The sequence below is a fragment of the Variovorax sp. V213 genome, assembly GCF_041154455.1.
In the GTDB taxonomy this organism is placed as follows: domain Bacteria; phylum Pseudomonadota; class Gammaproteobacteria; order Burkholderiales; family Burkholderiaceae_C; genus Variovorax.
The window spans coordinates 386,547-404,163 of the sequence record NZ_AP028664.1 but is presented as its reverse complement, the minus strand read 5'-3'; the positions used below and the strand labels follow the sequence as shown (position 1 = coordinate 404,163).

At 67.5% G+C, this 17,617-nt stretch carries 13 protein-coding genes; 4 read left to right on the top strand and 9 right to left on the bottom strand.

Annotated features, from left to right (window positions below):
• Nucleotides 1-15: 15 nt before the first annotated feature.
• Nucleotides 16-873, top strand: a complete 858-nt coding sequence (purU, locus tag ACAM55_RS02035; RefSeq protein WP_369654442.1) for a formyltetrahydrofolate deformylase — start codon at nucleotides 16-18, stop codon at nucleotides 871-873.
• 18 nt (nucleotides 874-891) lie between these two features.
• Here purU and ACAM55_RS02030 read toward each other — a convergent pair whose 3' ends face one another.
• The 4 genes from ACAM55_RS02030 to ACAM55_RS02015 form a co-directional block, all read right to left on the bottom strand.
• Entirely contained in the window at nucleotides 892-1,269 is a 378-nt protein-coding gene (locus ACAM55_RS02030) for a hypothetical protein (protein WP_369654441.1), read from the bottom strand.
• Between the two features lie 119 nt (nucleotides 1,270-1,388).
• On the bottom strand, nucleotides 1,389-2,717 hold the full coding sequence (locus ACAM55_RS02025) for a GDSL-type esterase/lipase family protein (protein ID WP_369654440.1): 1,329 nt from the start codon (nucleotides 2,715-2,717) through the stop codon (nucleotides 1,389-1,391).
• A 63-nt stretch (nucleotides 2,718-2,780) separates the two neighbouring features.
• Nucleotides 2,781-6,086 (bottom strand): carboxyl transferase domain-containing protein, encoded by a 3,306-nt coding sequence (locus ACAM55_RS02020; RefSeq protein WP_369654439.1) that lies wholly within the window; start codon nucleotides 6,084-6,086, stop codon nucleotides 2,781-2,783.
• An 11-nt stretch (nucleotides 6,087-6,097) separates the two neighbouring features.
• Nucleotides 6,098-7,711 carry an AMP-binding protein gene (locus ACAM55_RS02015; RefSeq protein ID WP_369654438.1) on the bottom strand — a complete coding sequence of 538 codons (1,614 nt, stop codon included), beginning with the start codon at nucleotides 7,709-7,711 and terminating at the stop codon, nucleotides 6,098-6,100.
• An 86-nt stretch (nucleotides 7,712-7,797) separates the two neighbouring features.
• Here ACAM55_RS02015 and ACAM55_RS02010 point away from each other — a divergent pair, with 86 nt between their 5' ends.
• The 3 genes from ACAM55_RS02010 (at nucleotide 7,798) to ACAM55_RS02000 (ending at nucleotide 13,155) form a co-directional block, all read left to right on the top strand.
• Nucleotides 7,798-8,487, top strand: coding sequence for a TetR/AcrR family transcriptional regulator (locus tag ACAM55_RS02010; protein ID WP_369654437.1), 690 nt, complete (start codon nucleotides 7,798-7,800; stop codon nucleotides 8,485-8,487).
• Between the two features lie 64 nt (nucleotides 8,488-8,551).
• A complete protein-coding gene (locus ACAM55_RS02005) occupies nucleotides 8,552-9,814 on the top strand; it encodes a branched-chain amino acid ABC transporter substrate-binding protein (RefSeq protein WP_369654436.1) in 1,263 nt (420 codons plus the stop codon).
• A gap of 122 nt (nucleotides 9,815-9,936) precedes the next feature.
• A complete protein-coding gene (locus tag ACAM55_RS02000; RefSeq protein WP_369654435.1) occupies nucleotides 9,937-13,155 on the top strand; it encodes a bifunctional cytochrome P450/NADPH--P450 reductase in 3,219 nt (1,072 codons plus the stop codon).
• 15 nt (nucleotides 13,156-13,170) lie between these two features.
• Here ACAM55_RS02000 and ACAM55_RS01995 read toward each other — a convergent pair whose 3' ends face one another.
• The 5 genes from ACAM55_RS01995 to ACAM55_RS01975 all read right to left on the bottom strand — a co-directional run bounded on the left by ACAM55_RS01995 (nucleotide 13,171) and on the right by ACAM55_RS01975 (nucleotide 17,617).
• Nucleotides 13,171-13,944: an esterase/lipase family protein gene (locus tag ACAM55_RS01995; RefSeq protein WP_369654434.1), complete on the bottom strand. Its 774-nt coding sequence runs from the start codon at nucleotides 13,942-13,944 to the stop codon at nucleotides 13,171-13,173.
• A gap of 86 nt (nucleotides 13,945-14,030) precedes the next feature.
• Nucleotides 14,031-14,666: a TetR/AcrR family transcriptional regulator gene (locus ACAM55_RS01990; protein WP_369654433.1), complete on the bottom strand. Its 636-nt coding sequence runs from the start codon at nucleotides 14,664-14,666 to the stop codon at nucleotides 14,031-14,033.
• A 41-nt stretch (nucleotides 14,667-14,707) separates the two neighbouring features.
• A complete protein-coding gene (locus ACAM55_RS01985) occupies nucleotides 14,708-15,232 on the bottom strand; it encodes a phasin family protein (RefSeq protein ID WP_369654432.1) in 525 nt (174 codons plus the stop codon).
• Between the two features lie 17 nt (nucleotides 15,233-15,249).
• Nucleotides 15,250-15,804 carry a hypothetical protein gene (locus ACAM55_RS01980; protein ID WP_369654431.1) on the bottom strand — a complete coding sequence of 185 codons (555 nt, stop codon included), beginning with the start codon at nucleotides 15,802-15,804 and terminating at the stop codon, nucleotides 15,250-15,252.
• A 133-nt stretch (nucleotides 15,805-15,937) separates the two neighbouring features.
• The gene (locus ACAM55_RS01975; protein WP_369654430.1) at nucleotides 15,938-17,617 is read right to left on the bottom strand and encodes a wax ester/triacylglycerol synthase family O-acyltransferase; all 1,680 of its coding nucleotides are present in this window, start codon (nucleotides 17,615-17,617) and stop codon (nucleotides 15,938-15,940) included.

Sequence of the window (17,617 nt, the reverse complement as noted above, 5' to 3'; positions counted from 1 at the left end):
ACAATCATGCCCCTGATGACGACAACTACGCCCGCCTACATCCTGACCCTCTCCTGTCCCGACCGGACGGGTATCGTGCATGCCGTTTCGGGTTTTCTGCTCGAACGCGGCGGCAACATCGAGGAAGCCGCCCAGTACAACGACCACGACACGGGCCTGTTCTTCATGCGCGTGCGCTTCGCCTGCAGCGACCACACCGAGGCGGCGCTGCGCGAGCAGCTCGCCACCTTTGGCGCCGGCTTCGGCATGAGCCTGCAACTGCACGCCGCGGCCGAGCCTATGAAGACCGTGATCCTGGTCAGCAAGGAAGGCCACTGCCTCAACGACCTGCTCTTCCGCTGGAAGAGCGGCCTGCTCGCCATCGACGTGCGCGCCATCATCTCGAACCACCGCGACTTCTATCAGCTGGCGGCCAGCTACAACGTGCCGTTCCACCACATTCCCGTGACGGCGGCCACCAAGGCGCAGGCCGAGGCCAGGCAGCTGGAGATCGTCGAGGCCGAGGGCGCCGAGCTCGTGGTGCTCGCGCGCTACATGCAGATCCTGAGCAACGACCTGTGCAAGAGCCTGGCCGGACGGGCGATCAACATCCACCACTCGTTCCTGCCCAGCTTCAAGGGCGCCAAGCCCTACTACCAGGCCCATGACCGCGGCGTGAAGCTGATCGGCGCCACCGCCCACTATGTGACGGCCGACCTCGACGAAGGCCCGATCATCGAGCAGGACGTGGCGCGCGCCGACCACACCGACACCGTCGAAGACCTCACGGCCCGCGGCCGCGACACCGAGAGCCAGGTGCTCGCACGCGCCGTGAAGTGGCACAGCGAGCACCGCGTGCTGCTGAACGGGCACCGCACGGTCGTGTTCCGATAGCGCGGCGCCCTCGGGCGGTCAGTTGCGGTTGGGGTTGTCCGGACGGCGGTCGTAGCGGTTCGGCACGCCATCGTGGTCACGGTCCCATTCGCCGCGGCGGTATTCCCAGCGGCCATCGCGTTCGCGCCATTCGGGCGCACGGTAGGCATAGCCCGGACGGGCGCGCACATACATGCCCCTGACCCACACATGGCGTCCACCACGCCACTCGTAGTGCCCCGGAGCCCACACATAGCCGCGGCGCGGAGGCGGCATGCGCTCGGAGCGCGGCGGCGGCGGCGGGACCTCGACGATCACTGAACGCTGCGCGTGGGCGGTGGTCGGCACCGTGAGTGCGCCCCCCACCGAAAGCATCGACACTGCGGCAATGGAAAGGGTGATTGCGAGTTTTTTCATGGGTGTCCCCTCATGAGTGGTTGGAGCCTTCATGCTGACGCGGCCATGTGAAGCGCCTGTAAGCACTCAGCGGGACTTTGTGTAGAGGTGTTTCGCAGGACCAACACCTTTGTTGGCGCTCACTCCTGCAGTTCGCGAAGATCGACGGCCGCTGCCATGGCGGCATGGCCCGCCTTGTTGGGGTGCAGGTGGTCGCCGTTGTCGTAGAGGGGATTCAGCGTCATCGGATCGGCGGGGTTGCGCAGAATGGCATCGAAATCGATCACGCCGTCCACGTCCTGGCGGCTGCGGATCCATCGGTTGACCTCGCCGCGCATGGCTTCGGACGTTTCCGACCAATAGGGTGTGTTCTTGAACGGCGGCACGGTGCCGATCAGAATCTTCACGCCCTTGGCGCGGGCCTGCTTGACCAACTGCTGCAGGCCATCGGTGATGCGCTGCGCGGTCGCCACCTCGTGCTCGGGCGTCGGCCGCCCCGGCAGCCCGACGAACACGCTGCGGCCGATATCGTTGGTGCCGAGCAGCACGATCACGTGCGTCACGCCCGCCTGCCCCAGCGCATCGCGCGCAAAGCGCGAAAGGCCGTTGGGGCCGATCCCGTCGACCAGCAGCCGGTTGCCGCCAATGCCCGCGTTGAGCACCGACACTGGCTGCGCCGTCGCGGAGCTGTTGCGCAGCCGCGTTGCAAGCAGGTCGGGGTACGACCCGTCGCCCGCCTCGCCGCCGCCCGCGGTGATCGAGTCGCCAAACGCGACCACCGCGCGCGTGGGCTGCGAGGTCATCACGTCGAGGCCCGTCACGATGTGATTCAGCGCCAAGGGCGCGGCATCCGGCAGCGTGGCCGCGGCAATGGCGTTGCCGCCGGCCACCCAGCTCGCGTCGGGCGCCTGCAGGTGAACGGTCGCAAAAGGCACGGCGCGATCGAAAAAGGCGCTCGCAACCACCGCCTGTCCAGCCTCGATTTTCAGATCGACGCCATCGCTGAAGACTTCCGCGCCCGGTGCGACGACCACGCTGCCGCGCCCGCCGAAGCGCAGCACTCGCAGCGTGGATGGCGAGATCGCGCCACCGCCGGTGCTGCGCGCCACGCTCGCCGCGGCAACGCGCAAGGGTGTCTTGCCGAATCGATTGGAGAAACGGACGCGAACACGCTCGCCACCGAGCGCGGGCTCGAACCGCTGCCGCACCGTCTGCCCGCGGAAGGCGTCACCGCCCGGCCGGGGAGCCGCTGCCGTAAAGAGCGGATTTGCACTCAACTCTCGGAAGTCCATCGGGGCGGCAGCCCAGCCGGCCACCCACTGCGCCTCGGCGGGCTGGCGCGGACGCGCCGTCGGCTGGACCGCTTGCACGGCCACCGCAGCAGCCAGCAGCAAGAATCCGACCGCGGCCACTGCGTGCCGCAGCACCCCTTGGCGAAGAACCGAAAGCCAATGCGAACCCAGTTTCATGCGCAAAGCGACTCAGTGTACGGAGCCCCCTTGCCCTCGCATGTGACGAGGTCTAATGCATAGTTACCAAGTGTCTACATAGGGCAAGGGCGCCTCCATTGGACGCGCTGCGGATGCGAGTCCGCGCACCAGCCAGGTGCGCGTTTCGGCAGGATCGATCACCGCGTCGATCTCCAGCGTTTGCGCCATGTGGATGGCCTCGCCGTTGGCGTACTGCTGTGCCACCAGCTTCTTGAACAACGCATCGCGCTCGGCACCTTCGGGCACCGCGGCCAGCTCCTTGCGGTAGCCCAGGCGCACCGCGCCTTCGAGCCCCATGGCGCCGAACTCGCCCGTGGGCCAGGCCACCGTGAACACCGGCGCGTCGAAGCCGCCGGCCGTCATGGCCTGCGCGCCCAGGCCATAGCCCTTGCGCAGCACCACGGCGAAGAAGGGCACGCGCAGATGAGACGCCACCATGAACATGCGGCACACGTGGCGAACCTGGGCCTCTGCCTCGATCTCCGGGCCCACCATGAAACCCGGCGTGTCGCACAGCGAGACGATCGGCAACCCGTGCGCGTTGCACAGCTGCATGAAGCGCGCGGACTTGTCGGCTGCCTCCACGTCGATGGCACCGCCGAGGTGATGCGGGTTGTTCGCCATCAGTCCCACCGGCTTGCCCTCGATGCGCGCGAGCGCCGTGACGATGCCCGCTCCGAAGCCGGCACGCAGTTCGAGCAGCGAGCCGGTGTCGGCCACGCCGCGCATCGCGGCGCGCACGTCGTACACGCGCAGCCGGTTCTCGGGCACCACGTGGCGCAGCATGCGCGGGTCGGCGCATTGCCAGCCGGTCGTCACCCCCTGGAAATACGAAAGGTACTGCTTGGCGGCGGCAACGGCGGCGGCTTCGTCTTCCACGAGGATGTCGATCACGCCATTGCGCGACTGCACGCTGCTCGGCCCGATCTGCTCCGGCGCGAAGGTGCCGAGCCCGCCGCCCTCGATCATCGCGGGGCCGCTCATGCCGATGTTGCTTGCCCTGGTGGCGATGATCACGTCGGCGCAGCCCAGCAGCGCCGCGTTGCCCGCGAAGCAGCGGCCATGCACGATGCCCACCACCGGCACCTTGCCCGACAGCGCCGCGAACTGGCTGAAGGTGTGGTTGTTGAGGCCCGCGACGATGGGCATGTCGGTATCGCCCGGCCGCCCGCCGCCGCCCTCGGCGAACAGCACCACCGGCAGCTTGAGCTGGTGCGCCACCGCCAGCAGCCGGTCGGTCTTGTGGTGGTTGCGCATGCCCTGCGTGCCGGCCAGCACCGTGTAGTCGTAGGCCAGCACGGCGCAGCGCGACACCTCGGGGCCGAACTGCTTCGCGTTGATGCTTCCCAGGCCTGTCACCATGCCATCGGCTGGCGTGTTGGCGATCAGGTCTTCGAGCGTGCGTCGCCGCGTCTGCGCGGCGACGGCAAGCGCGCCGTACTCGATGAAGTTGCCGGGGTCCGACGCGGTGTCGCACAGGTCGGCGATGTTCTCGCGCGCGGTGCGTCCGCCCTGCGCGTGCCGCTTGGCCACGGCCTGGCCGCGGTTGGCATCGAGCGTGTAGGCATGGCGGTCGATCACCTTCTGCAGATCGGGACGGAAGGCGTCGAGGTCGTGCTCGGCGCGCGCCTCGGCTTCAACCGCCTGCGCATCGACGGGCTCCAGCCGCACCAGCGACTGGCCCTCGACAAGGTAATCGCCCGGCTCGGCCAGCAACGCAACCACCCTGCCGGCAGTGGGCGCATGCAGCAGGTGCTCCATCTTCATCGCCTCGAGCACACCGAGCTGCGCACCGGCCGGCAACACATCGCCCACCGACACTTCGAACTGCACCAGCCTTGCGGGCATGGGCGCCTTGACGGTCAGGTCGTCGGTGTCCTCGGAAACATCGCCGTGCTGTGCGCTTGCGGCATCGGGAACGGGTGCGATCTTCTTCGGCCGCTTCTTTTCCAATGCGGCCGCCGAGGCCAGCAGGTCGCCCAAATGCGCCTCCACGAACCGCGTGTGCACCGCCTGGCTCGCGAACTCGGTCCGCGCCGCGATGGCACGGAGCAACGCAAGATTGGTGGCAATGCCGTCGATGTGGCATTCGTCCAGCGCACGCAGCGAGCGGCGCAGTGCATCGGCGAACTGCGGCGATGGCGAATGCACGATCAGCTTGGCGAGCAAGGTGTCGTAGTGCGGCGAAGGCGCAAGCCCCGCCTGGCCGTGCGTGTCGACGCGCACGCCCAGCCCCGCCGGCAGATCGAAACGCGCCAACGCGCCACCCGAAGGCCGCGCATTGCCCTCTGCGTCGAGCGTCTCCGCATTGATGCGCCATTGCACCGCGAAGCCGCGTTGCGGTGCCGTCCGGTCCGCGTCCACCCCGAGTGCACTCAGCGGCTGGCCGGCGGCCACCGCGATCTGCAGCTGCACCAGGTCGAGGCCGGTCACGGCTTCGGTCACCGTGTGTTCGACCTGCAGCCGCGGGTTGGCCTCGATGAAGACGAAGGGAAGCGTGGGCGACTCGGCATCGACCAGGAATTCGAAAGTGCCCAGGCTGCGATAGCCCACGGCTCTGGCCATGCGCAGCGCAGCCTGCGTGACCTGCGCGCGCAGCGCATCGGGCAGCGAAGGGCTGGGCGCAATTTCCACCAGTTTCTGGAAGCGCCGTTGCAAGGTGCACTCGCGCTCGCCGAGGCTGGCCACGGCCTGCCCATCACCCAGCACCTGCACCTCGATATGGCGGGCATTGCGCATCAGGCGCTCGACGTACACGCCTTCGACACCGAAGGCCGCCTTGGCTTCCGACATGCAGCGCGCATGCGCTTCAGGCAACTCGTCCGCATGAAGCACCGCGCGCATGCCGCGCCCGCCGCCGCCGCCAATCGCCTTGATCATCACGCCCGCACCCTGCGCATGCTGCTCGGCAAAAAAAGCCTGCGCCTGCGCAAGCGTCGCCGCGCCGGCGCTGCCCGGCATCACCGGTACGTCGCATTGCGTGGCGAGTGCGCGCGCGCGTGCCTTGTCGCCGAACAGCGCCAACTGATCGGGGGTCGGGCCGATGAAGACCAGCCCGGCCTCGGCGCACGCCTTTGCGAAGTCGGCACGCTCGCTCAGGAAGCCGTAGCCGGGATGCACCGCGTCGCAGCCCTGCGCGCGCGCAACTTCGATCAGGGCCGCAATATCGAGATAGGCCGACGGACCTGCTGCATCGAGCGCCACCACGGCATCGGCCAGCTGCAGATGCAGCGCGGAGGCGTCGTCGCGCGCGTGCACCGCCACGCTGGCAATGCCCAGGTCGCGCAGCGCGCGCACCAGCCGCACGGCAATCTCGCCGCGGTTGGCAATCAGGATCTTGGAGAACAAGAGAGCGCCTTTCAGGTCTTGTCTTTCAGCAGCCGGCGCAGCACCTTGCCGGCGCCGGTGGTCGGCAACGCATCGATGAAGCTCACGGCGCGCGGCGCCTTGTAGCTCGCCATGTTGTCGCGCGACCAGGCAATGAGCGCCTCGGCCTCGAGCGCGGCGCCGGGCTTGCGCACGATGAAGGCCTTGACCACCTCGCCCTTCTCGGCGTCGGGCTGCGCGATCACTGCCGCCTGCGCCACGGCGGGATGCTTGATGAGGATGGTCTCGACCTGTTCCGGGAACACGCTGTAGCCCGAAACCTTGATCATCTCCTTGAAGCGGCCGATGAAAGTGAGGTAGCCGTCCACATCGAGCTTGCCCATGTCGCCGGTATGCACCCAGCCATTGCGCAGCGTGGCCGCCGTCGCTTCGGGCTTGTTCCAGTAGCCCTTGAAGCAGCCCGGGCTGGACAGCACGATCTCGCCGACCTCGCCGGTGGGCACATCGGCCTGCGTCTCGGTGTCGACGATGCGGATGGTCACGCCCGGCACCGCAATGCCCTGCGTGCCCCAGCGCGGCGCATGGTACGGCGTGTAGGTGTCGCAGGTGTGGGTTTCGCTGAGCCCGTAGGCGGCTTCGAACGATACGCAGTTGGGCGCATGCGAGCGCCACTGCGCGGCCAGCGATTCGGTAAAGGTAATGCCGAAGCTCGTGACCGGATTGCGCCGGAGGCTGGAGAGATCGAAGCTCGCGATGTCCGGCACCTGCATGCAGGCCACGTTCATCGGCGCGATGCTGTACCACCAGTTCACCTTGTACTGCGCAATGGCCTGCAGCACGGCGCGCGGATCGAAGCGTTGCAGCAGCACCGACGCCGCGCCGCTGAGCACCGGCACGTTCACGCCCATCAGCATGCCGGCGATGTGATAGAGCGGTGGAATCGACAGCAGCACGTCGCTGCTTGCCACGCCGTTGCAGTCGGACGCCGCGCGCGTCTTGAAGAGTGCGTTGCCATAGCTCAGCATGGCGCCCTTCGGGAGCCCCGTGGTGCCCGAGGTGTAGGTCATGAGCGCCACGTCGTCGAGATCGATGGCCACGGGCTGCGGCACGGCGCCGCTTCGCATCACGGCCAGGAAATCTTCGCAGTCCGCGGGCACGCTGCGCGTGGCATCGCGCTCGGCCAGCAGTTCGGCTGGCAAATCGAGCGTGGGCTGCTCGGGCAGCAGGTCGGCGTAGTGCACCACGAACACGTGCGCGAGTGCGCTCTCCGGCTGCACCTTGCGCACCACCGGCAGCAGCGGTGCGGCGGCAACGATCGCGCGCGCCCCGAGGTCTTTGACCTGGTAGCCCAGCTCATGCTCCTTGTTGAGCGGACTGCTCGGGCAGACGATGGCGCCGATCTTCTGGATGCCGAAATGCGCGACCAGATACTGCGGACAGTTGTTGAGGAACAGCACCACCGGCTCGCCCTTCTTCACGCCGATAGCCTGCAGCCTGGCTGCGAACGCATCGCTGGCGCGGTCGAGCTGCGCCCATGTCATCGCTTGCCCGTACCAGATGCAGGCGGCGCGGTCGCCGCGCTCTCGCGCATGCGCACGCAGGTATTCGTGCAGGGGTTGTTGCGGGCGGTCGGGCAATGTCTCCATGGCGTCACTTCCTCAGGGTTATCGATAGCCGCCCGCGGGGGGCGGGCGCTTGCCAACGAGTGCATGGTGCACCAACAATCCTACCCATGGGTATAACTTCGGCGACACGGCACAAACCCTCTGGCAAGGGCTCGGCACAGGCGCACCTGCCACAGGGCACCGGCCGACAGCGGGCTGCCACGCAGGGCACCGACCTGCAACGCGAACGCATCCTGCAGGCGGCGGCACGGCTCTTTGCCGCGCAGGGTTACGCCAACACGACCATGGCGCAGATCGTTCGGGCGCTGGGCGTGACCAAGCCCTTCGTGTACTACTACTTCCGCGACAAGCAGGAGATCTTCGAAACGCTTTCGTGGCGCCCCGCGGTCGACTGCTTCACCGCGCTCGACTTCGCCGCGGGCGATCCGCGCCGCGCGAGCGAGAAGGTGCTCGAAGGCATCGAGCGGCTGATCCGCGCCACCATCGCGCACCATCCCTGCGCCTTCTTTCCGTACCGTGAGCCGCAGGTGTACCGGCCCGAATACATCGCCGCGCAAAAGAAGCTCGCGCATCACTTCTACGACCTGCTCTGCCCGCTGCTCGAAGAAGCCCGCCGCGACGGCGACCTGGACTTCACCGAGACCAAGATCACCGCGCTGGCCGCCTGCAGCCTGCCGGGCTTTCTCTACAGCTGGTACCGGCCCGGCGGCCGCCTCTCGCCCGACGAAGTGGCGGCCGAGCTCACCAGGCTGGCGAGCCGCGTGATCGGCCTGCGCAGCGTCAAAGAACCGCGTTGAAGCGGAAGACGCGTCGCCGCGCCCTCCGCAGAAGTTTTTCCAACGACATCGGAGACAGACGGACATGAAATCCACACGCGTGCCCATGGTGCCTATCGCCCTCGCCTCGCTGCTGGCCCTGGCGGGCACCGCAGAGGCCCAGCAGCCCACCTACAAGATCGCCTACATCGATCCGCTCTCCGGGCCGTTCGCCAACGTGGGCGAGCTGATGCTCATGCACACGCAATACGCCATCGAGGAGATCAACGCCAAGGGCGGCGTGCTCGGCGGCACCAGGCTGCAGCTGCTGCAATTCGACAGCAAGCTCTCGGCGCAGGAAAGCCAGAGTGCGCTGCAGGCGGCCATCGACCAGGGCGCCAGGGCCATTGTCACGGGCGGGTCGGGTTCCTCGGTGGTCACCGCGCTCGTGCAGTCGGTGGCGCGCTGGAACCAGCGCAATCCGGGCAAGGAGCTGATCGTGCTGAACCATTCCTCGATCGACCCCGAGATGACAGGCAAGACCTGCAGCTTCTGGCACTTCCAGACCGAGGCCAACACCGCGATGAAGATGAAGGCGCTGGCCAACTACATCAAGAAGACGCCCGACGTGAAGAAGGTCTACCTGCTGAACCAGGACTATGCCCACGGCAAGCAATGGGCGAGCTACGGGCGCCAGCTGGTGGGCCTGGCGCGGCCCGACGTGCAGTTCGTGGGCGAAACGCTGCACCCCATCGGCCGCGTGAAAGACTTCTCGCCCTACATCGCGAACATCAAGCAAAGCGGGGCCGACTCGGTCATTACCGGCAACTGGGGGCAGGACATGACCCTGCTGCTCAAGGCCGCTGGCGATGCGGGCTACAACCTGCGCTACTTCAACCACAGCGCGGGCTCGGTGCCTGGCACGGTGCTGGCGGTGTCTCAGGCCAAGCTGGGGCAGCTGACCTGGGTCGCCGAATGGCATCCGGGCCAGGCCGACACGCCGCGGGTCGATGCGCTCGCCAAGGCCTACAAGGCCAAGACCGGCAAGGACTTCCTGGCGCCGCGCATCGACTTCACGCCGCGCCTGCTGGCCGCCGCCATCAACAAGGCCGGCAGCACCGACACGGTGAAGGTGGCCTACGCGCTCGAAGACATGCGCTTCGATTCCGTGGTGGGCCCGGTCCGCATGCGCGCCGAGGACCACCAGCTGCTGTTGCCGCAGGTGGTCAACACCATTGCGCCGGTCGACGGCAAGAGTGTCAAGTCGGGCTGGGAAGGCACCAGCTACGGCTTCCGGACCGACGCGGTCTACACCGGAAACGAGCTGGCCCAGGGCTCCGACTGCAAGATGGTCCGTCCCGGCGGCTGAAGAGCGATACGCGGGGCTTCCTAAGGGAAACCCCGTCCTGCCGCGCCCCCGTGCGGTCGAGATACTCCGGGTGTCACACCCCGGATCTCCGAAGCGGGTCCACTCCAAAGGCACAAGAACCCATGGCAGGCAAAAACTCGCTCTATCCGATCCCGCATCCCGCAAAGAAGCCGTTCGTCGGCAACCTGCTGTCGATCGGATCGGACTCTCCCGTGCTCGACATGTGGAGGATCGCGCAGGAACTCGGCGGCATCTACTGGCTGGACATGCCCGGCATGCCGGTGATCGTGGTGTCGTCGCCCGCGCTGGTGGACGAGCTCTGCGAAGAGCCGCGCTTCGACAAGAGCACGCGTGGCGCGCTGCGCCGGTTGCGCGCCGCATCGCACGGGCTCTTCACTTCCGATACGCACGAGGAAACCTGGTCGAAGCCGCACAACATCCTGCTGGCCAACTTCAGCCAGCGCGCCATGCAGGCCTACCACCCGATGATGCTGGACATCGCGGACCAGCTGGTCACCAAGTGGGAACGGCTGAACTTCGACGAAGAGGTGGATGTGGTGCGCGACATGACGGCGCTCACGCTCGACACCATCGGCCTGTGCGGCTTCGGCTACCGCTTCAACTCGTTCTACCGCGAGGGCTTTCATCCCTTCGTCGATGCGATGGTGCGCACGCTCGAAACGGTGCAGAACCGCCGCGGCCTGCCGCTGGAGGAGCTGATGCTCAAGAAGGAGCTCGCCCAGCAGCGAAAAGACATCCGCTTCATGCACAAGATGGTGGAAGACATCATCGAGGAGCGCCGCGCGAGCGGGGCCGACATTGCCACCAAGCCCGACCTGCTGAGCTACATGATCGCGGGCGTCGACAAGAAGAGCGGCGAGAAGCTCACCGACAAGATGATCCGCGACGAGTGCATCGAATTCCTCATCGCGGGACACGAGACCACGAGCGGGCTGCTTTCGTTCGCGATCTACTTCCTGCTGAAGAACCCCGAGGCGCTGGCCAAGGCGCAAGCCGAGGTCGACAGCGTGTTCGGACCCGACACTTCGCAGAAGCCGACCTATGCGCAGGTCAACCGCCTGCAGTACGTGATGCAGGTGCTGAAGGAGGCCCTGCGCCTCTACCCGACCGCGCCCGCGATCTCGATGCGCGCGAAGGAAGACACGACCATCGGCGGCCAGTACACGATCAAGAAGAACAACATGATCATCATGCACGCGCTGGCGCTGCATCGCGACAAGGGCATCTGGGGCGAAAACGCCGACCAGTTCAACCCGGACAACTTCAGCCGCGAAGCCGAGCGCGAGCGGCCGGTGAATGCCTTCAAGCCCTTCGGCAACGGGCAGCGCGCCTGCATCGGGCGCCAGTTCGCATTGCAGGAAGCCGTGCTCACGCTGGGCATGATCCTGCAGCGCTTCACGCTGGTCGATCACACGGGCTACAAGCTCAAGATCAAGGAAGCCCTGACGATCAAGCCGGAGAACTTCAAGATCAAGGCGCTGCTTCGCGACCCGGCCACGCGACCGCGCGGCAACGGCGAAGCGGCCACCACCCCTGCGACGCCGGCCCAACCGGCCGCGCGCAAACCGCAGGCCGCGCGGCACGGCACCTCGCTGCTGGTGCTGCAGGGCTCCAACCTCGGCACGGCCGAAGACCTGGCGCGCCAGCTGGCCGAGGCCGGCGAATTGCGCGGCTTCTCGACGCAGGTGGCTTCGCTCGACGACTATGCCGAGCGGCTGCCCGCCAGCGGCGCGGTGGCGATCGTCTGCGCCTCGTACAACGGCGTGGCGCCCGACAACGCCGCGGAGTTCCATCGCTGGCTCGACAAGGCCGACGATTCGCTCAACGGCGTGCGCTTCAGCGTCTTCGGCTGCGGCAACACCGACTGGGCCGCCACCTACCAGGCGGTGCCGCGCCGCATCGACGAACGGCTCGAAGCGCTCGGTGCCACGCGCGTGCATCCGCGCGGCGAAGGCGATGCGCGCGAGGACATGGACGGTGCGTTCCAGGACTGGAGCGATGCGCTCTGGCCGCGGCTGGTGAAGACCTTCGGCATCAAGGCCGGCGCCGACACGCCGGCCGAGGCCGAGCCGCTCTACACGCTCGAGGAACTGCCCCCGCCGCAGAAGAACGCGCTCGTCGATGCGCTGGGCGCCGTGGCACTGCGCGTGATCGAGAACCGCGAGCTGCAGAACCCCGGCAGCGACACCGAGAGCGGCCGCTCCACGCGCCACGTCGAACTGGCACTGCCCGAGGGCGTGAACTACCTCCCCGGCGACCACCTGAGCGTGGTGCCGCGCAACGGCCCGGCCCAGGTGGAGCGCGCGATGGCGCGCTTCGGGTTCGATCGTTCCGCGCATGTGCGGCTCCATGCCGCTTCAGGCCGCAAGACGGCCTTGCCGGTCGACCAGGTCATCGCGGTCGATCGCCTGCTCGGCGACTATGTCGAGTTGCAGGACGTGGCCACGCGCAAGCAGATCGCCACGCTTGCGGCGTATACCGAGTGCCCGTTCACCAAGCCCAAGCTCGCGGCGTTGTCGGGCAGCGACGACGCCTCTCAGGCCACCTACAAGGCCGAGGTGCTGCACAAGCGCAGATCGCTGCTCGACCTGCTCGAAGAACACCGCGCCTGCCAGGTGCCGTTCGCGGTGTTCCTCGAAATGCTGTCGCCGCTCTCGCCGCGCTACTACTCGATCTCGTCCTCCCCGAGCATGACGCCGGGGCGCTGCAGCGTCACGGTGGGTGTGGTGAGCGGGCCGGCGCTTTCGGGCAACGGCACCTTCGAAGGCGTGTGCTCCAACTACCTTGCGCGCGCCGAAGCCGGCGACACGGTGCATGGCGTGATTCGCGAAACCACGGCCGAGGGCTTCCGCCTGCCCGAGGACTCGCAGCGCCCGCTCGTCATGATCGGCCCCGGCACCGGCCTTGCGCCGTTCCGCGGCTTCCTGCAAGAGCGCGCGGCACGGGTCGAGCGCGGCGAGGCAGTGGGCGATGCGATGCTCTTCTTCGGCTGCCGGCACCCCGCGCAGGATTTCATCTATGCCGAGGAACTCGAGGCCTGGTCGCATCGCGGCCTGATGAAGCTGCACACCGCGTTCTCGCGCGCGAGCGAGCGCAAGGTCTATGTGCAGGACTTGATCCGCGAGCAGGGCGCGGCCGTGTGGAAGCTGCTCGAGGCCGGCGCGGTGATCTACGTGTGCGGCGACGGTTCGCGCATGGAACCGGATGTGCGGCGCACGCTCGCCGACCTGGCGCGCGAGCATGGCCACGACAGCCAAGCCTGGATGGACAAGATGATCGCCGGCCAGCGCTACGTGCTGGACGTCTGGGCAGGGGCATAACCCGCCACGGCGAACTCAGGCCTTGCGGTCCGGATCCGGATAGACCAGCGGCCCCAGCAAGCCGCGGTTGAACGGCTTCCACTCGCCCTCCGGCTGGGCCAGGCGATCGGCCAGGGCATAGAGCACCGCGGGATGCGCGCCTAGCCCGAGATGGCTCGCCACCACCTCGATGTTTTCTGCCTGCGGCCCTGGCTTCTCGATGCTGCAGCGCCACGCCACAACGCCGTCGGTGCGGCTGAAGATCGAGGTCGTGGGCACCGGCGGCGTGGGCTGCACGAACTTCATGCGGCGCGGGTCGTGCGAGCTCTGGCCGCTCACGCCCTCGTACACGCGCCATGCATTGGTGGCGCGCGGGCTGCCGGAAAACGGGCTGCCCAGGGTCACGACGTTGCGCACCAGCTCCGGCTGCGCCGAGGCCAGCAGGCGCGCATAGACCCCGCCCAGGCTCCAGCCGATCACGCTGACCTTCTGGCCGCTTTTCTCGTGCAGGGACTTGAGCAGCGCGACCATGCCATCCTCCACGCCCTGGCGCGGTCCGAAGTTGCGGCCCAGGCCCCAGCCATGCGCGTCGTAGCCGCGGCTGCACAGGTAGCGGCGCAGCACCAGCGTCGAACCGTCGCCCGCCACGAGGCCCGGCAGCACGAGCACCGGGTGCCCGTCGCCGCGCGGCGTGAGCTGCAGCAACGGCCACATGGCGATGCCGGCACCCGTTTCCCAGAGGGCGCGCGCTTCGGCCAGCATCAGCAGGCCCGATGGCGGCGCGATGTGGTCTCGGGTTGCAGTGGTCATGAGGGCTGCTTTCCTTTCTGGTCTTCGTTTTATAGGACGAGCATGGTGGACCAAAGTTTCACCGCCCCGTCGGACAACAGCGATGTTTATCCGAGGTATTTGCCCCGCAGGTAATCAAGGTAAGCCCTCGATTCGCTCGAAACATACGGGGAAATCAAGGTCAGCGTGTAAAAAGCCGCCAATCCGGGGTCGGCCTGCGCCAGCGCGTCGCGCCCCGGCACCAGGCGCTCGAACGAGAGCCAGCAGGTGGTGGTGAAGACCATCTGCAGCGCAAGGATGCGCGCCTGCTCGGCACTGGTTTCGATCACGCCCGACGCCACCAGCCCTTCGCAGAGCGCCTGGGCCGACACCAGGTTCTGCGCGGTGAGTGCCTGCGCGCGCTGGCCGAGCGTGGGGTATTCGCTGGCCAGAAAGGCCATGTCCCGGTAGATGAACCGGTACTGGTCGATGGCTTCGAAGCGCAGGTGCAGCGCCAGCCAGAGGTCGTCGATGGCGGTGATCGCATCGGTGGAGCCGTTGAGCACCTCGAGTCGCTGCTCGAAACGCCGGAACAGCCACTCGACGATCAGCTGCTTGGCCTTGAAGTGATAGTGCAGGTTGCCCGGGCTCATGCCGAGCTCGGCCGCGATCTTGTGCGTGGACACCGCCGCGAGGCCTTCCGCGTTGAACAGCGCAAGGCTGGCCTGCAGGATGCGATCGCGCGTGGTGTTGGAACTGGCCACAACCGGCTGCTGCGTGCGTCGGTGCTTCGCTGGGCCGACGCTCAGCGTTTGCCGCCGCCGCGCGGGCCGGCGTTCTTTGGGTCGAGTTGCGCCAGGCGTTCGTGCAGCCGGGCCACTTCTTCGCGCAAGGCCTGCACCTCTTCGGCGCTGGGCATGCCGAGCCGCTGCAAGGCGGTGGCAACGCGCTGGTCGAAGACGTCTTCGAACTTGCGCAGGCCGAAGCTGTCGAGGCTCGGAAAGCCGCGCGGAATCGCCGCCTTGGCAGCGCCGGCCACGTCGGGCTTGCCCTGGCCGATGCCCAGCAGCCCCTCGATCACGTTGGCCTGCCGCTTGGCGACGTCGTCGCGCACGTTGCCAAGCACCTTCAGGCCCGCGCGCAGCAGGCCTTCGGCGCCGCCGGCCTTGGGGTCCGGACGGGCTTCGGGTGTGACAGCAGCAGTTTTTTTCTTCGCTGCCGCAGCCGTCTTCCTGGCTGCGGGTGCTTTTCTGGCCGTGGAGGCTTTCTTCGCAGGCGCCGCCGCCGTCTTCTTTTGCAGATTTCGGGTCGGGTCGGGGCGGGTCGCCATGCGTTCTTGCTCCAGGGTCAGGCTGCCTTGCGGGCGGCGGTGCGGCGAACCGGCTTCTTGGCGACAGCGGCCTTGGCCTTCACGGTACGCACGGTCTTGGCTTCTTCGGTGCCGCTCACGCGCACTTCGATCTGCTTGGCGCCGGCGGCCACCTTGTCGGCGATCTGCACCGACACGTTGGCGATCGGCTGGTTCAGCGCGTTCAGGGTCTTGACCACCGAGGTGACGATGGGCGAATCGACACCCGCCACACGGCCGGCGACGGCTTCGATGCCGCTCGTGGTGCCTGCAGCCACACGGTCCATCACCGAGACGATGCGGCCGGTGTCGATGTCCAGGCGGTTGGCCAGGAAGCCGTTGATCTTTTCTTGCGCGCCGATCAGGTTGGCCTTGACCTGCTCGCTCACCAGCGGAATCTGGCGGCTGCCCAGGAATTCGGTATAGCGCGAAGCAGCGCCGCCGAGCAGGCGATGCACGCCGGCACGATAGGCACCCACCAGGGTCTTGCCGGCGACGTTGTACTGGCCGACGACATGGATGGCAGCGGAAGAGAAAGAAGCTTGCGTGGTCATGTGATTTCCTGGAAGTTGATCGGTCGCGGGATTCGCGATGGAGTGATCTTCTTCCAGACCGCCTAGGCCTGAAAAGCTAGAACCGTCGAAAAACTAGTCCAACTGCCCCAATTTTCCGGCCGCAGCCTGCCGATCATGCCGCAGCAGCCGCCCTGGCGCGCTTGGCCGGCGCGGCGGGCTTGCGCGGCGGCGCCTTGCCCGCGGCCGCCTTGGCCGGCACCTTCCTGGCGGCGGTCTTGGCTGCCGGCACCTTGGCCGCGGGGGCTTTCGCCGCGGGCGACTTCTTTGCTGCCGCCTTTTTGGCTGCGGGTTCCGCGGCAGGCTTTGCCGCCGCTTTCGCGACAGGTGCCGGTTCGGGCGTGGCCGCCTTCGGGGTCGCCGCGCCCGCTGCCGCGGGATGGCTCTGCGTGAGGCTCATCAGCAGCTGGTGCTCGGCCAGCAGGTAGTCGCCGATCTCGGTGATGTCGGGCACCGCGCGGCGGCAGGCGATGAGGCCGTAGTCCATGCGGCCGTTGTAGCTCTGCACCGTGACGTTGAGCGCCGTCCCGTGGCTCGCGATGGAGACCGGGTAGTAGCTGGTGACCAGCGCGCCTGCAAAGTACATCGGGAACGGCGCGCCAGCCACGTTGGAGATGGCCACGTTGGCGGCCGGCGGCAGCAGGTTCACGAGCCCCGAACGGCCGACCATCGAGGCGATGCCCGACACCAGCCAGGGGGCGGCAAAGGTGGGAAAGTCGTCCAGGATCACCGCCTTGAAGCGGTTCATGGTCGACTTCGAGCTGGTCGACGAGGCGTTGATGGCCTTGAGCCGCTGCACCGGGTCGGTGATGTCCGTGGCCAGGCTCACGAGGATCATGCTGGCCTGGTTGTTGGCGGTTTCGTCGCCCGCTTCGCGCAGGCTCACGGGCACGCCGGCCACCAGCGGCTTGGCGGGCAGCTCGTTGTTGTCGGCCAGGTAGTGGCGCAGCGCGCCGGCCACCGTGGCCATCACCACGTCGTTGAGCGACACGCCGAAGTGCTTGGCGATGTGCTTGGTCTCGGCCAGCGAAATGGTGCGGCCCGCAAAGGTGCGCTGGTTCGTGATCGACACGTTGAGCGAGGTGCGCGGCGCAAAGAGGTTGAACTTCTTCGGCGCGCTGGCGGCCGCCTTCTCGGCCGCCTTCTCGTCGGGCTTGGCGAGGCCGCCGAGCGCACGCGCGATGGCCGGCGCCATCTTGAAGAGCTTGACGTACTGCTGCGCCGTGTTGCGCAGCGCCGCGGTCGCGAGTTCGGCCATGCCGAGCTGGTAGCCGCTGCTGCGCGGGCGTGCGCGCGGCGGCTTCACCACTCGGCCCGTGGGCTCGAGATCGAAGATGGCCTTGCCAAGGGCCACGCCGGCCTGCCCGTCGATGCCCGCATGGTGCACCTTGGTGTAGAGCGCCACCTGCCCGCTTTTCAGGCCGTCGATGATGAAGAACTCCCACATCGGGCGGCTGCGGTCGATCAGCGTGGAATGCAGCCGCGCCACGTACTGCTGCAGCTGCCGGTTGGTGCCGGGCTTGGGCAGCGTGATGTGGCGCACGTGGTAGTCGATGTCGATGTCGCCGTCGTCCACCCACACGGGGTTGGTCATGTCGAAGGGCATCAGCGCGAGCTTGCGCGTGAACACGTCGGCCAGGTGGATGCGGCTGGCCATGAACTGCTTGGCATCCTCGTAGAAGTCGCCCTCGTAGCCCTTGGGCAGATCGAGCACGTTGAGCGAACCCACGTGCATCGGCATCTCGGGGGTTTCCAGGTGCAGGAAGGTGGCATCAAGACCGCTCAGGTGTTTCAT